Consider the following 19,324-nt stretch of genomic DNA (forward strand, 5'->3'; position numbering starts at 1 on the left):
GGCGGCACCCAGCGCCGGGGAGCAGGCCGGATCGGCAGAAGTGGGAGAGAAGCGTGCCGATACCGACCTGTCGGGGTGTCACCCGGCGCCGGATGCCTTGCCGTCGACTATGTCGAGGAACGGGAGGCGGTAGAAGCGACAGGCGTTCAGAGTGATCACGAACGCGCGGGTGGGGTAGGACAGGGCGTCATAGGACGCAGTGGTCAAGCGCTTGCACCGGGCGGCGTGTACCCGCGCGGTCTGGCGGCGCAACACGATCAAGGGAGGCCGACTTCGTCGGCCCAAACTGATGTGTCGTCAATCGACTAGCATGCTGAACTCGTGACGGAGACAGCTCAGCACGAGCAGCCGCTTGTCCTCGGCCTTGAAGCCTGGACGAGTACTGATGTGAAGATCCGGGTCAATCGGCATCACGGTCGCGACATGATCATGTTGCTGAAAGACGAGGGGGTTAAGGCCAGCTACGGCGCTGAGTTCTCGAACGGACCTGCGTACGAACTCGTTGTTGCAGCGATCTCGAACGAAGCCTTCTGGGTCTCGTTGGGCGGAGCCGTGACGGCGTGGCTCAAGCTGCGCCCTGGGCGCAGAATCCGGATCAAGACTAGAGATCTGGATCTGACGGCCGACCGCTACTCCGTCGATGACGTCGTGAAGATCATCGAGTCGGTTCACAAGCACCACGACGAAGTCTCTGAGCGTGACGCTGACACTATGCGTCGTCTTGACGAGGGCAAGGAAACCTCAGGCTGACAGCATTGCACCGCTGGTGAAGGGTGCCTTCGTCGTGCCCCTACAGCTCCACTCCGAGCCGATCCGCCAGCTGCAACAGCGGCGTCTGCTTCCGCCGAGCCCGCTCGGCTAGTTCCTGCACCGTCTGCCGGCTCAGGGTGTGGTAGCGCATCCACTCAGGCGCGATCTGTTCTGCGGCAAGGAGTTGCGCTGTTGCCGCTTCGTCCTGGTCGAGTTCGCTGTGTGCAATCGCCACATCGAGCAGATGTCGCGCCCGCCACGTCGGCGACACCCAGCCGTTCGTCGGTACGGTCTTCACCAACTCCAGCGCGTGCTCGAACCGTTCGCTCTCGACAGCCGCGTTCACCGCGGCGATGCCGGCGTTCGTCGGCCCGAACGGCGTGGCGTAGATGTTGTAGTCCTTGCCCACCCGGGCGGCAGCTGCCCGCGCCAGGCTCATGTGTTCCTCGGAGCGGTCGACCTGCTTGTTCCGTACCGCCGCGCTGGCCGCCCGGAGCATGAGGATGCCCCACACCGCCAGACTCTCCGCCGAGCCCCGCACGAAGTCCGGCTCCAGCTGCTCCGCCTTGCGCAGCGCAGCCGTCTCGGCGTCGTCCAAGCGCCCCTGCTTGAAGAAGACCCACGACAAGGCCGAGACGTTCATCGCCTGGAGCAGTTCGTTGCCCGACTTTTCCGCTGCTTCCTGGGCGCGGATGAGGCCGATGTAGCCGATGTCCGGCTTCCCCAGCGCCGTCAGCATGGTCGAGGCGATCTGGATGACCTCGGAGAGCAGGCCGAAGGCGGCCACCTGGTCGTCGCCACGTAGCTCCCGAACCGCGGCACGCGCTTCCGCCATGAGCCCGGGCAGCATCACACCCAGCTCAGCGAACGAGCCGTGCTGGCGGATCGACTCGGCGTGAGCGAGCGCCATGCGTAGTCCGTCGACCGTGGGCGGCTCGTCGTTGAAGACCTCTTCATCGGCGAGTCCCGGGAAGTACCCGAGCGACGTCAGCTCGTCGCGGATGGCCAGGATGCCGACTGCTTCTTCATCCACCTGCGGCGCGATGGTGCTCGTCTGGCCGAGGAGCTGCGGCACGTCCTTGTCCACGGCGCGGGCGATGCGCGTCAGCGAGCTCATGCTGGCCGTGTGCCGGACGCCTTGCTCCAGCTTGCGGATGAGGTCGACGCTGACCTCGGCCTTCTCGGCAAGTTGCTCCTGGGTGAACTGGCGTCGCGTCCGGGCACGCTTGATGCGCTCGCCGAGGGTCAGGTCGTCGCTCATGGCTGGGCACCTCCCTGCCAGGGGTGAAGCCGGATCACTGCCCAGAATACGCAGGTCAGGCGGGTTGGCGAATGGGTGACGAAGCGGTAGGACAGGCTGTCCTAGGAGCCGAACCGTTCGGGTGATTCACCTCGAAACCGCTGCCCCACTGCCTAACCGTCCAGCCACGCTGGTGGGCACCTTCACCGTACTCGGGAGCCTTCCACCGTGGCCAAGACTCGCTCCACCGGTCTCTTACCCATCCTCGTCGTCGGGGCCGTCGTCATCCTCTTTGGCCCTCAACTCCTCGACACGGTGCAAGACGCCGTCACCGACTTGGGCAGTGCACCGGCCGAGAGCTACGAGGTAGCGCCCGCCATCAAGCCGCGCACCGACAAGTGCACCGCGGAGCAGCTCCTGAAGGACAGGCAGTGCGACGACCTCAAGGTCGTGCTGCTCAGCGCTGTGAAGATGCCCTACATCACGCGCAACATCCAGCTCGCCTGGAGTGAGGGCAAGCCTGCCCTCCTCCACAAGGACGCCCCTGGTACCGACCAGACCAAGCGCAGCACCGTTTGCGGCACTGGCGTCTTCACCAAGACCTTCGCCGATGGCAGTTGTGACGAGTACGCCTTCGCCTCCAGCGTCGAGGGCGGCCAGTGGGCCAACGTCCGTACCGAAGAAGTGCCGCTCCGGGAGCAGAACTGTCAGGGTGGCACGCTGCGCCAGGAGTACCGTCGTGCCAGCATCCAGCAGGGCGATGCCTTCATCGTCGTCATCACCAACCCCGAGAGCATCGCCACCAGCGCCTACGCCGGAAGCGACACCGCCGAGGACCAGTCATGCACCAGTTGATCGAGGCCTACGACTGGATCGAGCACCAGGACGTCGTGCTCACCTTCGCTGTCATCCAACGCTCCACGACCCAGGAAGTCGTGCGCGTCTACGGCGGTGACCCGGTCCAGAGTCAGCTCATGACCACCATCGAGGCCGAAGACGCCGCCCTCGATGACCCCGGCTTCTTCTACATCCAGGTATTCGAGCACCAGGAGCACGTCATCGCCCTGGAGAACAACGGCTGGAGCGGCACCATCCCCGAGATCGCCCGGCGCGTCTCCGCGGACGGCGCCACCTTCTTCAGCGTGCACTGGAACGTCAATGGCTTGTTCCGCATCACCGGGGCCGAGGACGGCACAGTGACCGCGTCCTTCGACCCCATGCGCGTCGACGCCGACGACCCTGGCGATCTTGTGCCGAGCTGGGCGACGAACGTGCCCTTCGAGGTGGGCAAGTTGCGGGCAACGTCGCTGGCGGTCGCCGAGCAGCAGACCGGCATGGCGTTCGACCAGGCCTGGCTCGCGACGAAGCTGCCGACGTACCGCGCCCCGGAGCCGGATGAGCAGTCCGCTGGCAGGAATTTTTAGTTCACAGCCTTGAGCGTCCGATGCCTCTTCGTCGTGAATTCGTTGATAAATTGACTCCGCGGCATGCCGAGCACTTTGGCCAACTCGTCGGGTGTGTACTCATGTTCATCGAGATGTACTTGAACGATGTCCGTCAGTACGGTCGGATCTTCCCTCGGGACTGGCAGAGGCTCAATAGGGAGATAGCCGAGCTTGTTCATATAGGCATGAAGGCTCCGGCAGCGTCCCGGTGAAATGATCCCCAAGTGCTCGGCGCGAAGAATCAACGATTGCATCGAGACTTTCCAGTACGGCTTGAGCGCTGCCGCTTTCTTGAGGTCGATGCTCCGTAGGTCACCTGCTACATCGGTCGCGGGCATCAAGAACTCTCCCGCGAACCGATCCGCCTCGCGCTCGGCTTCTTCCCGCGGAGGCTCGCCTTCATGCATTACCATGTGTCCAAGCTCATGTGCCAGTACGAATCGCTGCTGCTCAGGCGTAAGAGTCGAGTTGACAACGAACAGTGGCGGCGAGCCTGGGTGCCAGACGCTGATGGCATTGATCCGGTGCGTCTCGAAGTCGTGCCGCACGATGACGCCACCAGCATTCTCGATGGCGTTGACAACGTTTCCTACGGGGCCAATAGGGAGGCGCCAGGCGGCACGAAGCCGCCTGGCAACTTCCTCCGGCCCTCCTGCTCCGTCCGGGTCAAGATGGGGAATGGTCATCGAAGCATCGACCTCGACGCCTTGCGACAGGCGCTGGACACGCATACGCAAAAAGTTGACCTGTGCCTGGATGCGGCGCAAGGTCTTCTGGCTCAAGCTCTGCTGCTTACGGTGGAAGAAGCTGGCGCTACCGAACCCGTAGACGTCATCAGGCCAACTCAGGAGGTCGGTCGTGACACCGAGACGCTCGGCAACACGCTTGAGTTCGTCCTCAGTTAGAGGACGGGTGCCGTTCTCAGCCTTGCTGATGCTCGACTGAGCAATGCCGCACGCGTCCCCCAACTCCTTCTGAGTGAGTCCCTGCGCATCCCGTGCTGCGGTGAGCATGCGCGGGTTCATGTCACTCCCCTTCTGTGGCTTTCTTGCGCCGGGTGCTGCGCACGCGAGGCTTCGAGACGGTCGGATCCGCGACGTCGGTCACGTGGACAGTCGCAGTGTGCTCGGCGGCTTCGGTAAAAATCTCGATGGGCGGCCAGAAGTGCTGACCTTCAACCAAACAGGTGATGGCAACCTTCTCGATGCCAGCCTCCAGCTCGTTGAGCAGGTAGCCCGCCACCAGGTGAGTGATCGGCTGAAGCTCGTCCTCAGAGAGTTCGAGGTGATGAGCATCGAAGGCTGCGGTCTGCTGGTTCCAGTTGCCCGACGTCTTCAGCGCCTTGCCGCTGAACTTCTTGAAGCGGATGACGACCCGGTCGCGGATGCGAACCACGAGGAGCCCCCGCGACTCCTTGATCTGCACGCCAGGCTTGCCGAGGAGCCGCCGCTTCACCTCTGCCCTGATGAAGTCGTGCAACACGCGAGCCCGTGCGTGCGCCGTGAGATCGGCAGGGGAGCCCTTCACTTGGGGCAGCCAGTCGCGCCAGCGTTCCCACGCGCTTTGGAAGCACTCGTTGAGCACGGAGACGTGGTTCGACAGCGTCTCCTCGCACTGGGTGCGCGTCAGCAAGCTCGGCTCTGTCACGAGCGCATCTTGGCAGGTTGCAGAACCCCTGTCAATTATTCAGCTAGTGATTCGGAACGATCACCTAGGAGGCCGTCTTCGCTGTTCAGCGCGTCGGAGTCCACCCCGTTGGGCGATGTGAGTTGCGGTCATGTTCACTCATCAGTGGTGTCAAGCTCTTGGTTCAACCGCAGTACAACCACTGCCAGCGTTGTCCCCAGCGCCTGTGCTACCCGCCGCAGTTCGATGACGTCCAACCGCCGCTCGCCCGACTCGTACTTGCTCACGAACGACTGCGGTTCGTCCAGGCGCTTCGCCACCTCGACCTGCGTCAGTCCCGCCTCCAAGCGCATCTGCCTGAGGAGCGCTCGGAAGCGGCGGTACTCCTCGGCCGTGATGCCCTTGTCCACCGGGATAGGGCACTTCGCCGCTTGTCAATATCCCAAAATCGGATATCGTGGCCGTGTCCTCGGCTGCTAGAGATCAACAGCGGCCTCCGCAGTGACCTACGAGGGGGTGAGTCATGCGCATCGTGATCAGCGGTGGCGGCGGCGGCATCTGAGCCGGCTGCCCATGAAGGCACAACGACGGCCCTGGGTGTCTGTAGCACCCAGGGCCGTCGTCTACGTATTCAACACTAAGACAAAACTTGGTACAATAAGGCTGCATGGCCACGTCGTTCCGTCAGCTGTACAAGACCAAAGCCCAGCTCGTCGCTGTGCTCCTTGCTGCTGGCGGCCTCGTGACCCTGATCTTCGCCAAGTGGCCGCCGCTGGCTGATCTCCTAGCGGCACTGCCCATCCCATCCCGCTGGCCGAGCTTGGCTCGGGGCTCTTCGGGATTGGTGTCGTGGTCTTCTTCTTCGAGCTGCTGGATCGAGAGCTCGGCGAGCAGCACACCAAGGAAGGACTCCGCGAAGCCGTCCGCGCTGAAGCACCCGCCATCCGGGATGCCGTCCTCGACGCCTTGGCCTTCGACCCCAAAACCTTGGAGGGCGTCGCCTCCGACGATCACCTTGACAGGGTGGCCACCAACGCCATCGCCTTGCGGCTCAAGGACAACGCTCTCGCGAACGACCTCTACGCCGACCTCCGTGACCAAGTCATCCACGCGCCCGAACGGTGGCACGACGTCGATGCCACGGTTGCCCTGTACCCGTGGAACGGACGACCAACAACCGCGAACGACTCGATGTTCGTTGCGACCGTTCGCTGGGAGTACAAGGTGCGGCCAGCCACCAGCACGATGCGCTTTTCCTGCGTCTCTGACCCCGCCGAGTACCGCAAACTGCTGCGCGACCAGGCCGTCACGTCCGTGTGGCACTTCGACCCGTCGAGCGGTCTGGATGCCGCCAACCCGGAAGTCTTCGAGCTCACCAGCGTCACGGTCAACGGCAAGCCGAGGAAGGTACGTCGGACTGAGCGCACCGGCGCCCAGCTCTACACCGTCGACCTGGGCAGCGCGGCCCACGGCAGCGGGGAGATCACGGTGGCCTACACCTACCGCGCGCTCGTCCTCCGCCACGGACACCTGCTGTACCTCGACTTGCCGAGGCCAACCAAGGGCTTCCATGTCCAGCTCGACTACGGCCAGGCGGGCATCCGGCGGATGAACACGCTGGACTTCTTTGCAAGCAGCCAGGTCTCCCGTGTCGAGCACTCCGAGCGCAGCGACGAGCCAAAGACGGTGAACATCGGCTTCGACGGCTGGATGCTGCCGCGGGCCGGGGTGGCGTTCGTGTGGGTGCTGGAGGAAGAGTTCATGCAACTCCGCACTAACTTGTAGGTTCGTACTGCAAAATTCGCAGCTCGATGTGTAGACCGTTCACCTTCATGAATCAGGTGAACCCGCTGGATAAGCGGAGTCCTTCCAGTCATGGAGGTGAGCGTTGTGCGCAATCGATCGAGATTGAGCGACAAGGCGTTCTGGCTCGGTACTGTGCTCATGCTCGCTGGCATTGTGCTTGTATGCATTGCTGGCGACGGGCTGATCGAAGGATGGCCGGTAGATGAGGTCGTATGGTTTGCTGGCGGGGCGATCACGCTGATCGTCCTCAGTCTCTTCGTGATGCTCGCGGCTAGTCTGTTGGCAATCTCTCAGCTTGAGACTACCGTGCTGGAGCTCATGTCGGAAAAGCGAGAAGCCGCCACTGACTAAGGTAATGGTTGATCAACGGACGACTGTGGCATGACACCTAAGGCCGGGCCTCTGCGCCCGGCCTTTCAAATTGCCACCGCTGATCGACGTCTCGCTGGTAGCGTGATGTGTCGGCAAGTACTCCTGTAGATGAGATGAGTCGAGTTGATGTCAGCAGTGGTCTGGCTAAGCGTTAGCCTGGCGGTGGTCACACTTGTCGTGGTCTGGATGCTGAAAGATCGGTCACGACGTCAGTCCGAGATCGCGAAACTCTCCGACCCAAAAGACCGCATCGCAGCAATAGATGCCGGTCGTACGTATAGTGTTGGCATTCTCGGTGGGGTAGCGCTTCTCGCGGCGCTTGTCCCCACCGGCATTGGAACGCACCTCAGCCGTCAGGCGCTTGAGGTTAGTAATGATACGTTGAAGGTTACGCAGGATACATTCAACAACTCGCTTAAGCAGCAGGCGATCGATCGATACGCCAAGGCTGTCGAGAATTTGGGTTCGGAAAGCGAAACGACTCGGGTGGGCGCACTCTACTCGTTGCGTGCACTTCTTGGAGACCTCGACCATCATCAGGCCGTCGTTGACCTCCTGGCCGCGTTCGTTCGACAACACGCCAAGGCACTCGCCGCGACGACGCAAGCAAGCGCTCCGGCTTCGTGCACTGATACGCCGCCTTTCGAGCCGTCGCTACCCGTCCAAGTGGCGATGGAGCTGCTCGCCAAGCGCGACTCCCGGAACGAAGAACGGCGACTCGATCTCCGTGGAGCGTACCTGGCCGGGCTGAAGCTCGACCCTGGCGCGAATTTTGAGGGCGCGCTCTTGGATGAAGCTAATTTTGCGTATGCGCAGTTGTGGGACGTTAACCTTAAGGTGGCAAGCCTGGATCACGCCGACCTCTCCTACGCGTGCCTTCGCAACGGTGAGTTCCGTGGCTCCCATACCTACTACGCAAATTTTGAGCACTCACTACTCGACAACGCCGAAGCTCATACTGACTTCAAGTGTGCGCGTATGCGCGGCGCTCAGATGAGCGAGGCAAAGCTTGACGGCATGATTGTGCGTGGCGCTCATATGCAGGACGTCAACCTGGACAAAGCAGATTTTCGACGCGGTGCGCTCGATCGCGTAGATGTCACCGGTGCAACCTTCAACGGAACGCACCTTGAAGGTGCCGATCTTGAGTTCACGATCGGACTTGTGGAGGGACAGCTTACGGCCGCCCATACAGATGCATCGACGCAGATGCCGATGAAAATCGATGTGCGGCCACCAGTGGATTGTAAATAGTAGGTGGCACAATTTGCGTTTGCATCCGGCCAGGTTGCCGCCTCGCGCTTACGTGCTCGTCGCCACGGGTTAGTGCGGCCACGAAGTAGGTAGTCTAAAGCATGCTCGTCACGGGAAAATAACAGTCGCCCGTTTCATTGGCATGACGCTTCTTCCGCTTGAGCAGGTCGTCGAGACGTACACGGCCGTCGAGGACCGCCATGAGGTCGGGCCCATCGAGCGTGATGAATGGCGTCTGGTACTTGTAGGTGTCAAGCGCCTCTTGACTGAACCCGCTGAAGCTCACGTACAGACCGAGCGCGTTCTTACCTTTGCGATGAACCTTGCTGGCGAAGACGTCGAGATGACCGCGGCCGATCGCCTTCTTCCACCAGCGCGCTTCGAGAATGTAGTCGTCAGTGTCGAAGCTGAACGCTCCGTCGATCTGTTCGTTCTCCAGGGAGTATGCAGCTCGCGGTTCCAGATCGAACAGGCCGAAGAGTCCGTTGAGAAACTTCTCGAACTGAATGCCTCGTTCTTGCGGTGTTCCCGTGGCCTTGTGCATCTCAAGGAACTGATCCCTAAGCTTGCCGAGCGACTCCGAAAATGCTCGATTTCTGCTCGCCTCCGCTGCAGCCTTGGCCATCGCAGCAGCAGCGCGTTCATTGGCCTCCGCAATCTCCTGGTGGCGCCTTGTCCACCTGCGTAGTTCTGCGACCGCGTCCGTTGCCTTTGCGACTAGGGCGTCCCTGTCGACCTGAGCGTTAAGGTTTGGAAAGCTGTCCATACTCGCGACTCGTAGCATCAGGGAGATCGCGAAACTTTGGTACTTGCTCTCGTTGGCCATGAGTCGATCGATCAACTCGCCAGCAGTTTCACGCTTAGTCGTAGGGCCCGTTAGATCCAGTCCTGCCAGAAGTTCCGGGTAATCCTTCAAGTGGCCACGGAGATAACGTGCCCAGGGCAGCTTGTTCCAGTAGATGACGGCGAGGGCGTCGGCGAGTGCGTTGTAGGCATTCGGGTCGATCTTCTTTTTTGTGTTCTGCACATTCACCGGCGCGTCCCTTGCTCATTCACTATTACGCACAAGCATGGTTCTGCTTCGCGCCCCGACGCTGAGCAGTACTGCAATAGTATACAACGCGGTTCAAGCTGTGTTGCCAAGTGACGGTGATGCGTTCGTCCTGCAACTCATTCTCCGTACTTTTGACGAAGTGCGGCCTGTACGTGTGGAAGCTCGGCTTCAAGATCTGCAAATATCCGATCGTAGGTCTTTAGTAGTGCGTCAGAACTTCTCCCGAAGTAGCGAGCAAAATTGTGTCCAGCTGTAGTGACGACACCTGCGATGTTAGAAACCAGATGGAAGTGGCGATCCTCATGGTTATTAAAGGCATAACGCAGGGCGGGCTTTGTGTCATCGACGCGAAGCCGCCCCCAGTCGGCGAAGGCCCATGCCACATGATGCGCCAAGCCGCTCCACTCGTGGTAAAGGACCCGCCCAGCTTTAGGTGCAAGCTCGTCTATGGCTGCTTGGTGCGAGTAGTATCGGGCCTTGCCCTCGATCTCAATACCCAGTCGTCGACCGGAATTGCGGACGCGCAACCCGCTCGCTTCGATCTTCTCCCGCCAGAAGTTTAGAGTATCTTTGGGTGGAGGGTTCGGCCCGGCCTGTTCTTCGCTATGTGACCATAGAAGTATCCGCGCTCCTCGTCGAAGACGCTCCTCAATGTCAATACGTGGGTTGGTAAACCAACCGGTCAGAGCACATCCTTCAAGAATGGCACGACCTGCCGTGAAACTAGCAACGCCGGGCCACCTGTCGGCAGGCCATCCCTTCCGAGAACGGGCTGCTGGCTCGTAGCTCAGTGCGAGCGCACGCAGGTGGTCAAGGACACTGTCGATCGCAAAGACCGTCGCGAATTGCGCCCCTCTCAACACATACTCCTCAGCTTCCGAACGTGAAGCCGCTGCCGAGTACGGTGCTGATTCGTCATGAGTGCTGTCGTCCGTGCGAAGCGCCGTCCAGGAATCCCGGAGTTCAATACAAGCGCGGTACAGAGGTGTTGCGGACGATAGCGGGTTGACTTCAGGAGTGTCGGTGCCCATATCGGTCATAGTTTCTGCTTATTCGTGGGAAGGCAGTGATGCGGGATACTAGATCATAGACTAGGGGCAGAGGGCTGGTCGCTATCGACATACAACAATCTCATGATCACAAGTTGAGGCTGGCAACACCGAGTGATGTTGCTTTGATGCCGAGCCCACGCTTCTCAACGTGAAGAGCGAGTTGACCGAGCACCATCTGGCCCTATTACTTCACCGGCGTCAGGATGGAAGTTATGGGCCAGTACTCATATGTTGTACAATGAGAATTATGCGCTTTACCCTCACTTATTCGGGTCGTCTTCCTAGCAGCAGCAACGCCGGGGTGAAGCATCGAATCAGACTCGACCTCCATCCACAGCTTAAAGAGCTTTGGAATACGCATCCAGCGCTCGCGGAAAAGCAGGACTGGATCACGCCGCCCAACGTTCCGGTCTTGAGAGAGGAGGAGCGCGGCGTACTGCTCAAAGAGGTTGGCGGAAACTACTTTGCGACCCTGGTCAACCCATACCTACGACTCTATACGGAGCTGGACATCTTAGTGCTTCGCCCCGAAAATCCAGGTGCGCTTATTACGCATTCGGGCGACATTGATAATCAACTTAAGACGCTCTTCGATGCACTCAGGCGTCCCGTAGACACGAGTGAAGTTCCGAAAGCTTGGTCTTCGTTGGCAGATGAGAGCCCTCTGCACTGCCTGCTCGACGATGACAAGCTCATCACGCGTGTTTCCGTAGAGACTGATCGACTCCTTCATCCGGGCGCGGATCCGAAGGATGTGCAAGTGACGATTAGGGTTGCCGTTAAGGGCTTCACGGCGGCCTGGGGGAACCTTGGCCTGATCGGATAGGATGCCCAACATGAGCGACACACCCATACGGCCACTCAAGAAAAACGACTACCTCATCACGAGTCTAACGATCGTCGACGTCGAGGGAAGGCCCATCTCGAAACCTTTCCTGTTGCAGGAGGGTGAGAACGTGTTCAGATGTATCGCCGAGTACGTCGATGGCTCAACCGCATCCTATGAACCTTACTGGACGTGCCCTTTGCGTCTTAAGGCCGGTGGCGTTAACTCCTGGGCTGTCTATGGGCGAGGACGAAGGTCGAGTATCGCAGTCCGTGCCTCGGCTCGCCATGAGCGCTACAGTGAGATTGCTTGCTGGGTATCTCCACCTGACGAAGGTCGACGTGGTGAACGGATTTCGAGCTCCACGAGCTTTGACTACTCGGCCATAGACCGCGTGTCAAACAACGAGCAGTGATTCTAACTGCTGTGTTGCACGCCGCTGCTTCCGCAGGTGCTTCTATGCGTGTTACGGGTACCACTTATACCGAGCGCTGGATGCTGCGTCTCACTCCGCTTCCATCCGCACAAGATTAGCTTTGGTGACGGCTACGGTCTGCTGGTTGCCTCGTCTGCTCGCGGTTGCCGTTGGTAGTGCCCGAATCGCCACGATATAGATCGTGACACCCGAAGCATGAAGCCGGGGCGGCCACATCGCAGTTGGCTCATCCGACTCGAACTGGAGGTTGTCGTCGCTCAGGTTGACGACGACAAGGTGTCCAGTGGTCTTGCCGTGGTCATGGGCGTACTGAACAGCCTGGTTGAACCCCTTGCGAAGGTAGGTGACGCCGTAGTTGGAGCCGTTGTAAAGCTTCATCTCCACGACCAAGGCGTCGTCGCTGTCGAGGTTCGCTACGACATCGGCCTCCCCGGATGCGGTGCGTGGCTTTGAGATCACGTGTTCGATCCCTTGATCAAACAGGAACTTCTGCATGTAGTGGTCGTAGATCGCTTCGCCGCGTGCAGTATCCGCTGAGTAGGCCGCGTGCAGTTCGTCAATATCGAACCGCTCAATGCGTTGGCGTAGCCGATCAAGCTGGTACAGGGCGGTGCTCTCAGTCCCGAGCTTGTCTTCGAGGTACTCGATGAACGGCTCGAAGACCTGCTCGGCGATCGCGCGCGTCATGGCTTCGGACTGGCTCTCAAATGTGAAGAAGTCTGCCACCTGTAGCCAGTCCCAATCCTCATCTCCAGAGGTGAGCTGGTTGATAAGGTACCAAAGTACCTTGAATTTCTTTTCCTCGGTGTCCGGCCAATCTTGGTTGTGGCGTGAAAAATTCTGGTCTACCCATTCGCTTGCGCGGAATTCGGGGTCATCCTGACCGGCGTAGTCGATGATCGCCTTGAGTGTGGGAACCGCTATGATGAAGTCTCTCAATAGGCGCATTTGTGAGTTGTAGCCGCGAAATTCTGTCTTGTAGAGTCGCTTGAATCGCTCACGCAGGCGCACCTGGAGATCGCGTTCATACTTCACTAGAAGAACCTCCTGAGCTCGCGCATCGATTCGTCAACGGATTGGAGGGCGCCGAAGAGCGAGCCGTCGTCAACGAAGTGGATCTGTACTCGGCAGCACGGGCACAGCCGGAACGTTTGCACCCTGATATCAAGCAGTTGTATCTCGAACTCGTAGCCGCACCCAGGGCAGGGGATGTCGATGAGTTCTTGAAGCATCGCGAGCGACAGCGCCTGGGGCATCCAACCTCCCGGTGTTGGAGGGGGAGCATGGTAACTCCGCCCGCCGTGCGCAACGCTGCGACACGGCGGGCGGTCAGGTCAATACTCCAGCCGCAAGCATGCCTCCTTCGATGCCGCCAGCAGTCGAGCGATCAAGGAGGCGAAGGTGCTCGCCTCGATGTAAGGCATGAACGTGATGCTCTCGAACACCACCCCGTGCCGGATCGTCAACCACTCATCGCCGCCGTCGACCTGGTTGATGAAGCACAGATCGCGGTAGTAGAAGGCTGTCCCCAGCGACCAGCTCGTGTGCCCAATCTGCTCCGCCAACTCCTCGACGCTGTAGCAGCCGACGAAGCTGCTGCGCGTGAACGGCGGGTCATCCGCAGCGGCGATCCACGGGTTGGCCAAGCTGAGCTGGTACCACACCTCCCTGAGCTCAGGGGCGAGGTCGGGCACCACCCGCACCTCAGCGATCTCCGGTCGAAGGAGTGTCAGACGAACCGCATCGCGGTAGGCCTCGGACCATGACAACAGCACCGGATCGGCTTGGCGCCACTGCCGGGTCGCTCCGGTTAGCACCTGCACCCGGAAGCGCGTGGTACCAAACAGAAGGTCGACCAAGCCGAGTGGTGCGGACTGGTCGTCGCCGTGGCCGTCCGTCGGTCCGACGATGAACGCTGGTCCGACGATCACATCTCCCGTCGCTCGCAGGGCGCTGTTGTGCACCCATGCCAGCACCGACGCCCGCGGGTTGACCGGCAGCTCCCGGAGCTTGCCCTCTTCGTTGAGGTACAGGCTTGCCGAGGGTCGGTCGAGCGCGACCACTTCCAGGTTGCCGCCCACGATCTGCCGGTAGGCGTTGAGGTCGTGCGGTTCGATCTGTTGCTGTCGGATCGGCTGCCGTTCGTCGGCAGGGATCACGATGGCTGTGAGCATGATGAGTGCTCGCTTCATGAACCGAGTGGCATGTGCCTGGCGGGCGGTCCGTTCCGCGCCAGGCCGCGCATCTCGATCGTCTGGCGCGCGGTCTGCTGCGGGCGTTGTGGACAGGCCCTACCTCTATTTTTGCAGCTATTTTGCGTGGTGAATATAGTAGAAATTGCAGCTAAACCGTCGGGCTCGGAATGAAGGTATTGAACTTGATTATCCGTGGCAATAGGCGCATACTAGATACCATATGAACGACGAACAACTACTTCAGCTCCAACGGGTCGTAACCGATATCGTGCAAGAGCAACTCAAGCCGATTGTGGAGAACATGGCTACCAAGGACGACATCAATCGCCTCGAAGCCCGTATCGACAACGTACGAAACGAGCTCAAGAGCGACATCGCCGGTGTTCAGCTCCAGGTCGAACAAGTTGGCAGCGAACTGAAGCGAGATATAAAGCACGTTGAGGCCAAGCTCGACACTATCCATGAGGCCAGTGCAGATACCGTCCAAGGCCATGAGAACCGCATCGCTCGTCTTGAGCGCCGGGTGGCGTAGCGAACGCAGAACACTCTAACCGAGCGCAACGTCCTTGCTGCGTGTGGCGAAGTTTCATATCTGGAACATAATTCGGGGCGCTGTGCGATGCCCGATTTTCACGAGTGTGCGTTGTGTACGTGGAGGTATTCTGGAATCGGCGGGCGTGTGCTTGATCTTTCGTCCATTTCGAGGTATAACTTAGCAAGTAATGCACTATGAGCTACTTGCCAATTACCTCGCACCGACGTACGGGAACATCTATCAGTACAATCTCGGCGCCAACGGGCTAGTTGGCCTGGACGTCCAGCAGTGGACCGATGACCTAAAACGAGCCGTGCGGCACTACCTTATGCACGAGTTGCCCGCTGATGTGAAGCCAAGACTGCTTGAGCAGTACCCTGATCTGCCGACAGATTCCGATGAAGCGGCTTTGGACGCCCTCATCGAAGCCACTGAGCCATGGTCGCTGGCGTTTGCTGTTCGGAAAGCGGCCGTTGCCGCCGTACCGACGCTCGACGGGCTCGTCGGCGATGTCGACGATATGCGCGCTATGGGCGAACTGTCCGAAAACATTAGCTTCTGGCTTGATCGCCACGCGAGCGAGGCTCAGCTAGAAGAACTCGCCGAGCTTACCGGTCATCCTGAGATCGATCTGCACGTACCGTCATATAAACCCAGGCCTGAGGGCTATCACTTTATCTATACTAAGCCTCGTGACGTACTGGACGCCTGGCAGCAGGTAGCAGGATCGTCAGTCAGCGATCTGACTGACCAAGAGTGGGATCTTGTCGTCAAGGCATTGCGGCTGAAGCGTCACGTCCGCAGCAGCGTAATACTTCGATCATACCGTGAATTGAATGCCAAACGTCGAACCTTCAACGGGGTTAGATACAAGGTGGCACATCGCTGTACCTGGTCGCAAGTGCCTAGGCGATATGGTGACTCGCGGACTCTATATCAGTCCGACCGAACCTACAAGATGGAGGGCCTCTATCGCGAACTGCTCGAAAAACTCGGAGAAGAGGCCGGTGCGGAGAGAGTGGTTGCATGGCTCAAAGACCGGACCTCCGCACGCCATGCTTCTGGAGCTTCTTCTTAATCGTGGAGACGTGTACGCCGTAGTGCTCTGCTAGCGCTCGGGCTGTCGTGCCGGAGCGGTATTCCTTGATCAGCTCCGTGATGTCCTCATCGCTCAGGACGGATCGGGCGTAGTCAGGAGAGGCTGTCCTCCCATGAACGGTTGTCACCATCTCATGACCCTCCTGTGCCGGGTTGTCGATCTTCTGCATGACCCTGACCAGCGGCCCAAGGAGATCGGGGCGGTTTGAATATCGGCGGAGAAGCTCCACTCGGGCGAGGTGTGTCCGCGGAACGCGCGGACACACCCCGCTCCGGATTTTCTCCGGGGTGCGACCCCCGGACCCCGCCCGGAGGGCTGCGCCCCCGGACCCCCGCTGCGGTGGTCGGTAGGCGATGGAGGCCGCCTCAGCGGGCTCACAAAGATCACCTGTTCGGTGTATCGGGTCCGGCTAGCGGTTGTCGAGGAAGCCCTCTACCAGGGTGGCCACGGTGCGGGGCTGGATGTCGATCACGGCTGGGCATTCCGGGTGCCGCCGTCCCCACAGCGCGGCGACCATGCCGCCCAGTGACATGTCCACCACGGCGGGGTTGTCCGCCGCGTGTTCCTCGATCCGGTCCAGCACGGATTCCCAGTCTCAGGGCCCGTGCAGGGGCAGCGGTCGGATGTCGTGCACGCCGGCTAGCTCCCCGACCACCGCGTCCCAGTCGGCGGGTGACCCGCCGGCTCCGTGCAGTGCCAGCACCTTCACGTGTTCAGCCTCGCTCTCACCGATTCCGTGGTGACGCCGCCGTCGGCGTCCCTGGTCAACTTCCCCCGCCGCACGAGGTCGTGGACGCCCTGCTTGGTGACGCCCAACATCGCACCGGCCACGGAGTAGGAGACGGCCTGCGCCGCCGGGTGCCCCAGCCGCCTCGCCGTGGCCTGCCCCAGCGGTGTGCGCCACCACTCGGCGGGCGGGTCGAACGGGCCGTCGCTCGGGTAGAGCGCGCCGATGAGTCGTGCGATGGCGTGCACCGCTGCCCGTTCGTCGTCGCCGAGGATCGCGTCGGCGAGGCGCCCGGCCAGCGCGTCCGTGCGTTCGGACAGGTCACCGGCGTCGCCAAAGAGGATTTCCACCGGGTCGAGCAGACGTGACCGGATGATCGCCGCGATCTGGTCCGCGAGCATGGCCCACCTCCTTGACGGCTATCGTCAAGTACTTGACGCTCACCGTCAAGTAGCTAACGGCGGGCCGGGGAGGCGGTGAACGGGTCTTCCGGCCAGCGGTGCTTCGGGTACCGGCCGCGCAGTTCGGAGCGGACCTGCGGGTAGCCCGTGCGCCAGAACGAGGCCAGGTCGCCGGTCACGGCGGTCGGCCGACCGGCGGGCGAGAGCAGGTGCAGGACGACGGGCACTCGGCCGCCGGCCAGGCGCGGGGTCTCGGTCCAGCCGAAGACCTCCTGCACCTTCACCGGGAGCACCGGTTCGGGGCCCGAGTAGTCGACCCGGATCCTGGAGCCGGACGGCACTTCCAGGCGGTCGGGTGCGAGTTCGTCGAACTTCGCGGCGGCCGGCCAGGGGAGGAGCCGCCGGGTTAGCTGTTCGCCGCTGATCTTCGCCAGGTCCGCACGTCGTCGCGCGTTCCCGAGGTCGATGACGGCGAGCAGGGCGTCGTCGTCCACGGCAGGCCACGGATCGCCGAGGGTCCGGTGGAGGAACGCCATGCGCTCGCGGGTGCGGGCGCCGTCGGCGTCCCAGCGGAGCAGGCTCAGGCCTTCCGCGCGGAGGCCGGCGAGCAGGGCGGTCCGGATCGCCTCCGGGGTGCGCAGTGGCTTGCCGGACAACGTGATCGCGCCGAGTTTGTGGAGCCGGTCGGCCACTACGTCGCCGTCCCAGCGGATGTCGTCCTCGTGGGTGAGGAGCGTGGGCGCGGCCTGGCGGGCCAGTTCCTCCGAGGCGCGGGCGGCGAGTCTGATGCGGCCTTGGCTGCGGCCCGGTTCACGGTCGGCGATGGCGATGGCGAGCCATTCCGCGTCGCGCAGACCGCTGCCGGGCGGGAGTTCGGCGGCGGTGCCGCCCGCCATGAGGTAGGTGGAGGAACCGGGGGAACGCCTGCGGGCCAGGCGTTCCGGGTAGGCGAGGGCGACCACCAGCGCCTGGGCGTCGGCGCGGTCGGCCACCTCGGGCGGGTCGCCTCCCGCCACCAGTGCGGCCAGGCGTCGCACTTCCCGTGGATCGGCTTGGCGGGTCGACAGTTCCACACCTTCCGAGGCGCGGTCGTTGTCCAGGAGGGCCACCACCTCGGCCGCGGTGCGCGGGCCGGCGAGTGCCGCGCCGTCCAGCAGCGCCCTGGCCAGCCTGGGATGCAGGCCGAGGTCGGCCATCCGCCGGCCGCGTTCGGTCGCACCCCGTTCGTCCAGCGCGCCCAGCGCCGCCAGCACCGCGCGACCCGCGTCCAGCGCGCCCGGCGGAGGCGCGTCCCACCAGCCCAGGCCCTCCCCGGACGGCACGCCCCAGCAGGCCAGTTCCAAGGCCAGCCGGGTCAGGTCGGCGGTGCGGATCTCCGGCTCGGGGTAGCGCGGCAGCGTGCTGTGCTCGTGTTCCGGCCAGCACCGGTACACCCGGCCGGGCGCTTCCCGCCCCGCGCGGCCGGCCCGCTGGTCCGCCACGGCCGCGCTCACCCGGACCGTGGCCAGTCCCGCCAGCCCGCGCCGGTGGTCCACGCGTGGCACGCGGGACAGTCCCGAGTCGACCACGGCCCGCACGCCGGGCACCGTCAGGCTCGACTCCGCGATCGCCGTCGCCAGCACGACCCGCCGCCGCGCGCCGGGCTTCAGCGCCGCGTCCTGCACGCCGGAGGCGAGGCGACCGTGCAGCGGCACCACGTCGACGTCGTCCAGCAGCGCCGTGCAGCGGCGGATCTCCGCGACGCCGGGCAGGAAAGCCAGCACATCACCGTCCACTTCGGACAGAGCGCGCCGGATCGCCCGTGCCACCACGGCCTCGACCCGCTCACGCCGGGCCGGCGGCAGGTAGGAGATGTCGACCGGGTGCGTCCGGGCGGACACCCGGATCACCGGGGCGTCGCCGAGGAGGGCCGCCAGGCGGTCGGCGGCGACGGTCGCCGAGGTCGCGAGCAGCCGCAGGTCCGGTCGGAGCCCGGCCCGCGCGTCCAGCAGCAGGGCCAGCAGGAGGTCGGCGTCCAGGTGCCGCTCGTGGCACTCGTCCAGCAGCACGGTGTCGACGCCCGCGAGTTCCGGGTCGTGTTGCAGCCGTCGCACGAGCAACCCCGACGTCACGACCTCGATGCGGGTGTCGCGGGATGTCTTGCGGTCGCCGCGCACCGCGTAGCCGACGGTCCGGCCCACCGGCTCGCCGAGCAGGCTCGCCATCCTCGCGGCGGCGGCGCGGGCGGCGATGCGGCGGGGTTCGGCGACCACGACCCGGCCGTCCAGCGCGAGCGGCACGAGCGTCGTCTTGCCGGTGCCCGGTGGGGCGACGAGCACCGCCGACCCGTGCGCGGCCAGCGTGCGCACCAGCTCGTCCAACACCCCGGCGATCGGCAGCTCCACAATGAGCAAGTGTGGACCCGCGCCCGATCACGGCCGTGCGCAGGTGCGCGTGGTCCGTGGACCGCCCGGGTCGCCCCTACGCTTCGTTCACGTTTTCCGGGGCGGTGCGACCATCTGTGCGA

General features: G+C 62.5%; 22 protein-coding genes. 9 read left to right on the forward strand and 13 right to left on the reverse strand.

Annotation, left to right across the window (positions count from 1 at the left end):
* Positions 1–78: 78 nt before the first annotated feature.
* Positions 79–207 carry a hypothetical protein gene (locus ACQPZF_RS05650; protein ID WP_433268970.1) on the reverse strand — a complete coding sequence of 43 codons (129 nt, stop codon included), beginning with the start codon at positions 205–207 and terminating at the stop codon, positions 79–81.
* Between the two features lie 114 nt (positions 208–321).
* On the opposite strand from ACQPZF_RS05650, the gene ACQPZF_RS05655 reads away from it, so the two are divergent.
* Entirely contained in the window at positions 322–750 is a 429-nt protein-coding gene (locus ACQPZF_RS05655) for an effector-associated constant component EACC1 (RefSeq protein WP_433268971.1), read from the forward strand.
* A 40-nt stretch (positions 751–790) separates the two neighbouring features.
* Here the strand turns inward: ACQPZF_RS05655 and ACQPZF_RS05660 are convergent, their stop codons facing one another.
* Positions 791–2,011, reverse strand: a complete 1,221-nt coding sequence (locus ACQPZF_RS05660) for a helix-turn-helix domain-containing protein (protein WP_433268973.1) — start codon at positions 2,009–2,011, stop codon at positions 791–793.
* Positions 2,012–2,218: 207 nt separating this feature from the next.
* On the opposite strand from ACQPZF_RS05660, the gene ACQPZF_RS05665 reads away from it, so the two are divergent.
* Both ACQPZF_RS05665 and ACQPZF_RS05670 read left to right on the forward strand, forming a co-directional pair.
* Positions 2,219–2,845 (forward strand): NucA/NucB deoxyribonuclease domain-containing protein, encoded by a 627-nt coding sequence (locus ACQPZF_RS05665; protein WP_433268975.1) that lies wholly within the window; start codon positions 2,219–2,221, stop codon positions 2,843–2,845.
* Entirely contained in the window at positions 2,833–3,414 is a 582-nt protein-coding gene (locus tag ACQPZF_RS05670) for a DUF6461 domain-containing protein (RefSeq protein WP_433268977.1), read from the forward strand. Before ACQPZF_RS05665 ends, ACQPZF_RS05670 begins: the two co-directional genes overlap by 13 nt.
* On the opposite strand, the gene ACQPZF_RS05675 is transcribed toward ACQPZF_RS05670, so the two are convergent.
* The 3 genes from ACQPZF_RS05675 to ACQPZF_RS05685 form a co-directional block, all read right to left on the reverse strand.
* Entirely contained in the window at positions 3,411–4,460 is a 1,050-nt protein-coding gene (locus tag ACQPZF_RS05675) for an ImmA/IrrE family metallo-endopeptidase (RefSeq protein ID WP_433268979.1), read from the reverse strand. The genes ACQPZF_RS05670 and ACQPZF_RS05675 overlap by 4 nt on opposite strands.
* A 1-nt stretch (position 4,461) precedes the next feature.
* Positions 4,462–5,082, reverse strand: coding sequence for a hypothetical protein (locus ACQPZF_RS05680; RefSeq protein ID WP_433268981.1), 621 nt, complete (start codon positions 5,080–5,082; stop codon positions 4,462–4,464).
* Positions 5,083–5,216: 134 nt separating this feature from the next.
* Positions 5,217–5,471, reverse strand: coding sequence for a helix-turn-helix domain-containing protein (locus tag ACQPZF_RS05685; RefSeq protein WP_433268983.1), 255 nt, complete (start codon positions 5,469–5,471; stop codon positions 5,217–5,219).
* A 439-nt stretch (positions 5,472–5,910) separates the two neighbouring features.
* Here ACQPZF_RS05685 and ACQPZF_RS05690 point away from each other — a divergent pair, with 439 nt between their 5' ends.
* From ACQPZF_RS05690 to ACQPZF_RS05700, 3 genes are all read left to right on the forward strand, one after another.
* Entirely contained in the window at positions 5,911–6,846 is a 936-nt protein-coding gene (locus ACQPZF_RS05690; RefSeq protein WP_433268985.1) for a hypothetical protein, read from the forward strand.
* A gap of 90 nt (positions 6,847–6,936) precedes the next feature.
* Positions 6,937–7,218 (forward strand): hypothetical protein, encoded by a 282-nt coding sequence (locus tag ACQPZF_RS05695; RefSeq protein ID WP_433268986.1) that lies wholly within the window; start codon positions 6,937–6,939, stop codon positions 7,216–7,218.
* A 147-nt stretch (positions 7,219–7,365) separates the two neighbouring features.
* Positions 7,366–8,493: a pentapeptide repeat-containing protein gene (locus ACQPZF_RS05700; protein WP_433268988.1), complete on the forward strand. Its 1,128-nt coding sequence runs from the start codon at positions 7,366–7,368 to the stop codon at positions 8,491–8,493.
* 94 nt (positions 8,494–8,587) lie between these two features.
* Here ACQPZF_RS05700 and ACQPZF_RS05705 read toward each other — a convergent pair whose 3' ends face one another.
* Positions 8,588–9,526: a restriction endonuclease gene (locus ACQPZF_RS05705; protein ID WP_433268990.1), complete on the reverse strand. Its 939-nt coding sequence runs from the start codon at positions 9,524–9,526 to the stop codon at positions 8,588–8,590.
* A 137-nt stretch (positions 9,527–9,663) separates the two neighbouring features.
* Positions 9,664–10,587: a hypothetical protein gene (locus ACQPZF_RS05710; protein ID WP_433268992.1), complete on the reverse strand. Its 924-nt coding sequence runs from the start codon at positions 10,585–10,587 to the stop codon at positions 9,664–9,666.
* Positions 10,588–10,747: 160 nt separating this feature from the next.
* Here ACQPZF_RS05710 and ACQPZF_RS05715 point away from each other — a divergent pair, with 160 nt between their 5' ends.
* Entirely contained in the window at positions 10,748–11,425 is a 678-nt protein-coding gene (locus ACQPZF_RS05715) for a hypothetical protein (RefSeq protein WP_433268994.1), read from the forward strand.
* A gap of 505 nt (positions 11,426–11,930) precedes the next feature.
* On the opposite strand, the gene ACQPZF_RS05720 is transcribed toward ACQPZF_RS05715, so the two are convergent.
* The 3 genes from ACQPZF_RS05720 to ACQPZF_RS05730 all read right to left on the reverse strand — a co-directional run bounded on the left by ACQPZF_RS05720 (position 11,931) and on the right by ACQPZF_RS05730 (position 14,053).
* The gene (locus ACQPZF_RS05720) at positions 11,931–12,896 is read right to left on the reverse strand and encodes a hypothetical protein (protein WP_433268996.1); all 966 of its coding nucleotides are present in this window, start codon (positions 12,894–12,896) and stop codon (positions 11,931–11,933) included.
* Positions 12,896–13,117, reverse strand: a complete 222-nt coding sequence (locus tag ACQPZF_RS05725) for a hypothetical protein (protein WP_433268998.1) — start codon at positions 13,115–13,117, stop codon at positions 12,896–12,898. The genes ACQPZF_RS05720 and ACQPZF_RS05725 overlap by 1 nt, the downstream gene beginning before the upstream one ends.
* A 78-nt stretch (positions 13,118–13,195) precedes the next feature.
* Positions 13,196–14,053 (reverse strand): DUF3846 domain-containing protein, encoded by an 858-nt coding sequence (locus tag ACQPZF_RS05730; protein ID WP_433269000.1) that lies wholly within the window; start codon positions 14,051–14,053, stop codon positions 13,196–13,198.
* Positions 14,054–14,276: 223 nt separating this feature from the next.
* Between ACQPZF_RS05730 and ACQPZF_RS05735 the strand changes: the two genes are divergently transcribed.
* On the forward strand, positions 14,277–14,588 hold the full coding sequence (locus ACQPZF_RS05735) for a hypothetical protein (protein WP_433269002.1): 312 nt from the start codon (positions 14,277–14,279) through the stop codon (positions 14,586–14,588).
* 190 nt (positions 14,589–14,778) lie between these two features.
* Positions 14,779–15,669 carry a transposase gene (locus tag ACQPZF_RS05740; protein ID WP_433269003.1) on the forward strand — a complete coding sequence of 297 codons (891 nt, stop codon included), beginning with the start codon at positions 14,779–14,781 and terminating at the stop codon, positions 15,667–15,669.
* Positions 15,670–16,099: 430 nt separating this feature from the next.
* On the opposite strand, the gene ACQPZF_RS05745 is transcribed toward ACQPZF_RS05740, so the two are convergent.
* From ACQPZF_RS05745 to hrpB, 3 genes are all read right to left on the reverse strand, one after another.
* Entirely contained in the window at positions 16,100–16,273 is a 174-nt protein-coding gene (locus tag ACQPZF_RS05745) for a hypothetical protein (RefSeq protein WP_433269005.1), read from the reverse strand.
* A 122-nt stretch (positions 16,274–16,395) separates the two neighbouring features.
* Positions 16,396–16,818: a hypothetical protein gene (locus ACQPZF_RS05750; protein WP_433269007.1), complete on the reverse strand. Its 423-nt coding sequence runs from the start codon at positions 16,816–16,818 to the stop codon at positions 16,396–16,398.
* Positions 16,819–16,871: 53 nt separating this feature from the next.
* Positions 16,872–19,202 (reverse strand): ATP-dependent helicase HrpB, encoded by a 2,331-nt coding sequence (hrpB, locus tag ACQPZF_RS05755; protein WP_433269009.1) that lies wholly within the window; start codon positions 19,200–19,202, stop codon positions 16,872–16,874.
* Positions 19,203–19,324: the final 122 nt, after the last annotated feature.

The organism is Actinosynnema sp. CS-041913 (assembly GCF_050942485.1).
GTDB lineage: Bacteria > Actinomycetota > Actinomycetes > Mycobacteriales > Pseudonocardiaceae > Actinosynnema.

Excerpts from the sequence above, each read along its gene's own strand:
- ACQPZF_RS05700 (WP_433268988.1), top strand. The coding sequence starts at position 7,366 with ATGTCAGCAGTGGTCTGGCTAAGCGTTAGCCTGGCGGTGGTCACACTT.
- ACQPZF_RS05675 (WP_433268979.1), bottom strand. The coding sequence starts at position 4,460 with ATGAACCCGCGCATGCTCACCGCAGCACGGGATGCGCAGGGACTCACT.
- ACQPZF_RS05735 (WP_433269002.1), top strand. The coding sequence starts at position 14,277 with ATGAACGACGAACAACTACTTCAGCTCCAACGGGTCGTAACCGATATC.
- ACQPZF_RS05725 (WP_433268998.1), bottom strand. The coding sequence starts at position 13,117 with ATGCCCCAGGCGCTGTCGCTCGCGATGCTTCAAGAACTCATCGACATC.
- ACQPZF_RS05670 (WP_433268977.1), top strand. The coding sequence starts at position 2,833 with ATGCACCAGTTGATCGAGGCCTACGACTGGATCGAGCACCAGGACGTC.
- ACQPZF_RS05730 (WP_433269000.1), bottom strand. The coding sequence starts at position 14,053 with ATGAAGCGAGCACTCATCATGCTCACAGCCATCGTGATCCCTGCCGAC.
- ACQPZF_RS05740 (WP_433269003.1), top strand. The coding sequence starts at position 14,779 with ATGCACTATGAGCTACTTGCCAATTACCTCGCACCGACGTACGGGAAC.
- ACQPZF_RS05750 (WP_433269007.1), bottom strand. The coding sequence starts at position 16,818 with ATGCTCGCGGACCAGATCGCGGCGATCATCCGGTCACGTCTGCTCGAC.
- ACQPZF_RS05695 (WP_433268986.1), top strand. The coding sequence starts at position 6,937 with ATGGAGGTGAGCGTTGTGCGCAATCGATCGAGATTGAGCGACAAGGCG.
- ACQPZF_RS05710 (WP_433268992.1), bottom strand. The coding sequence starts at position 10,587 with ATGACCGATATGGGCACCGACACTCCTGAAGTCAACCCGCTATCGTCC.
- ACQPZF_RS05660 (WP_433268973.1), bottom strand. The coding sequence starts at position 2,011 with ATGAGCGACGACCTGACCCTCGGCGAGCGCATCAAGCGTGCCCGGACG.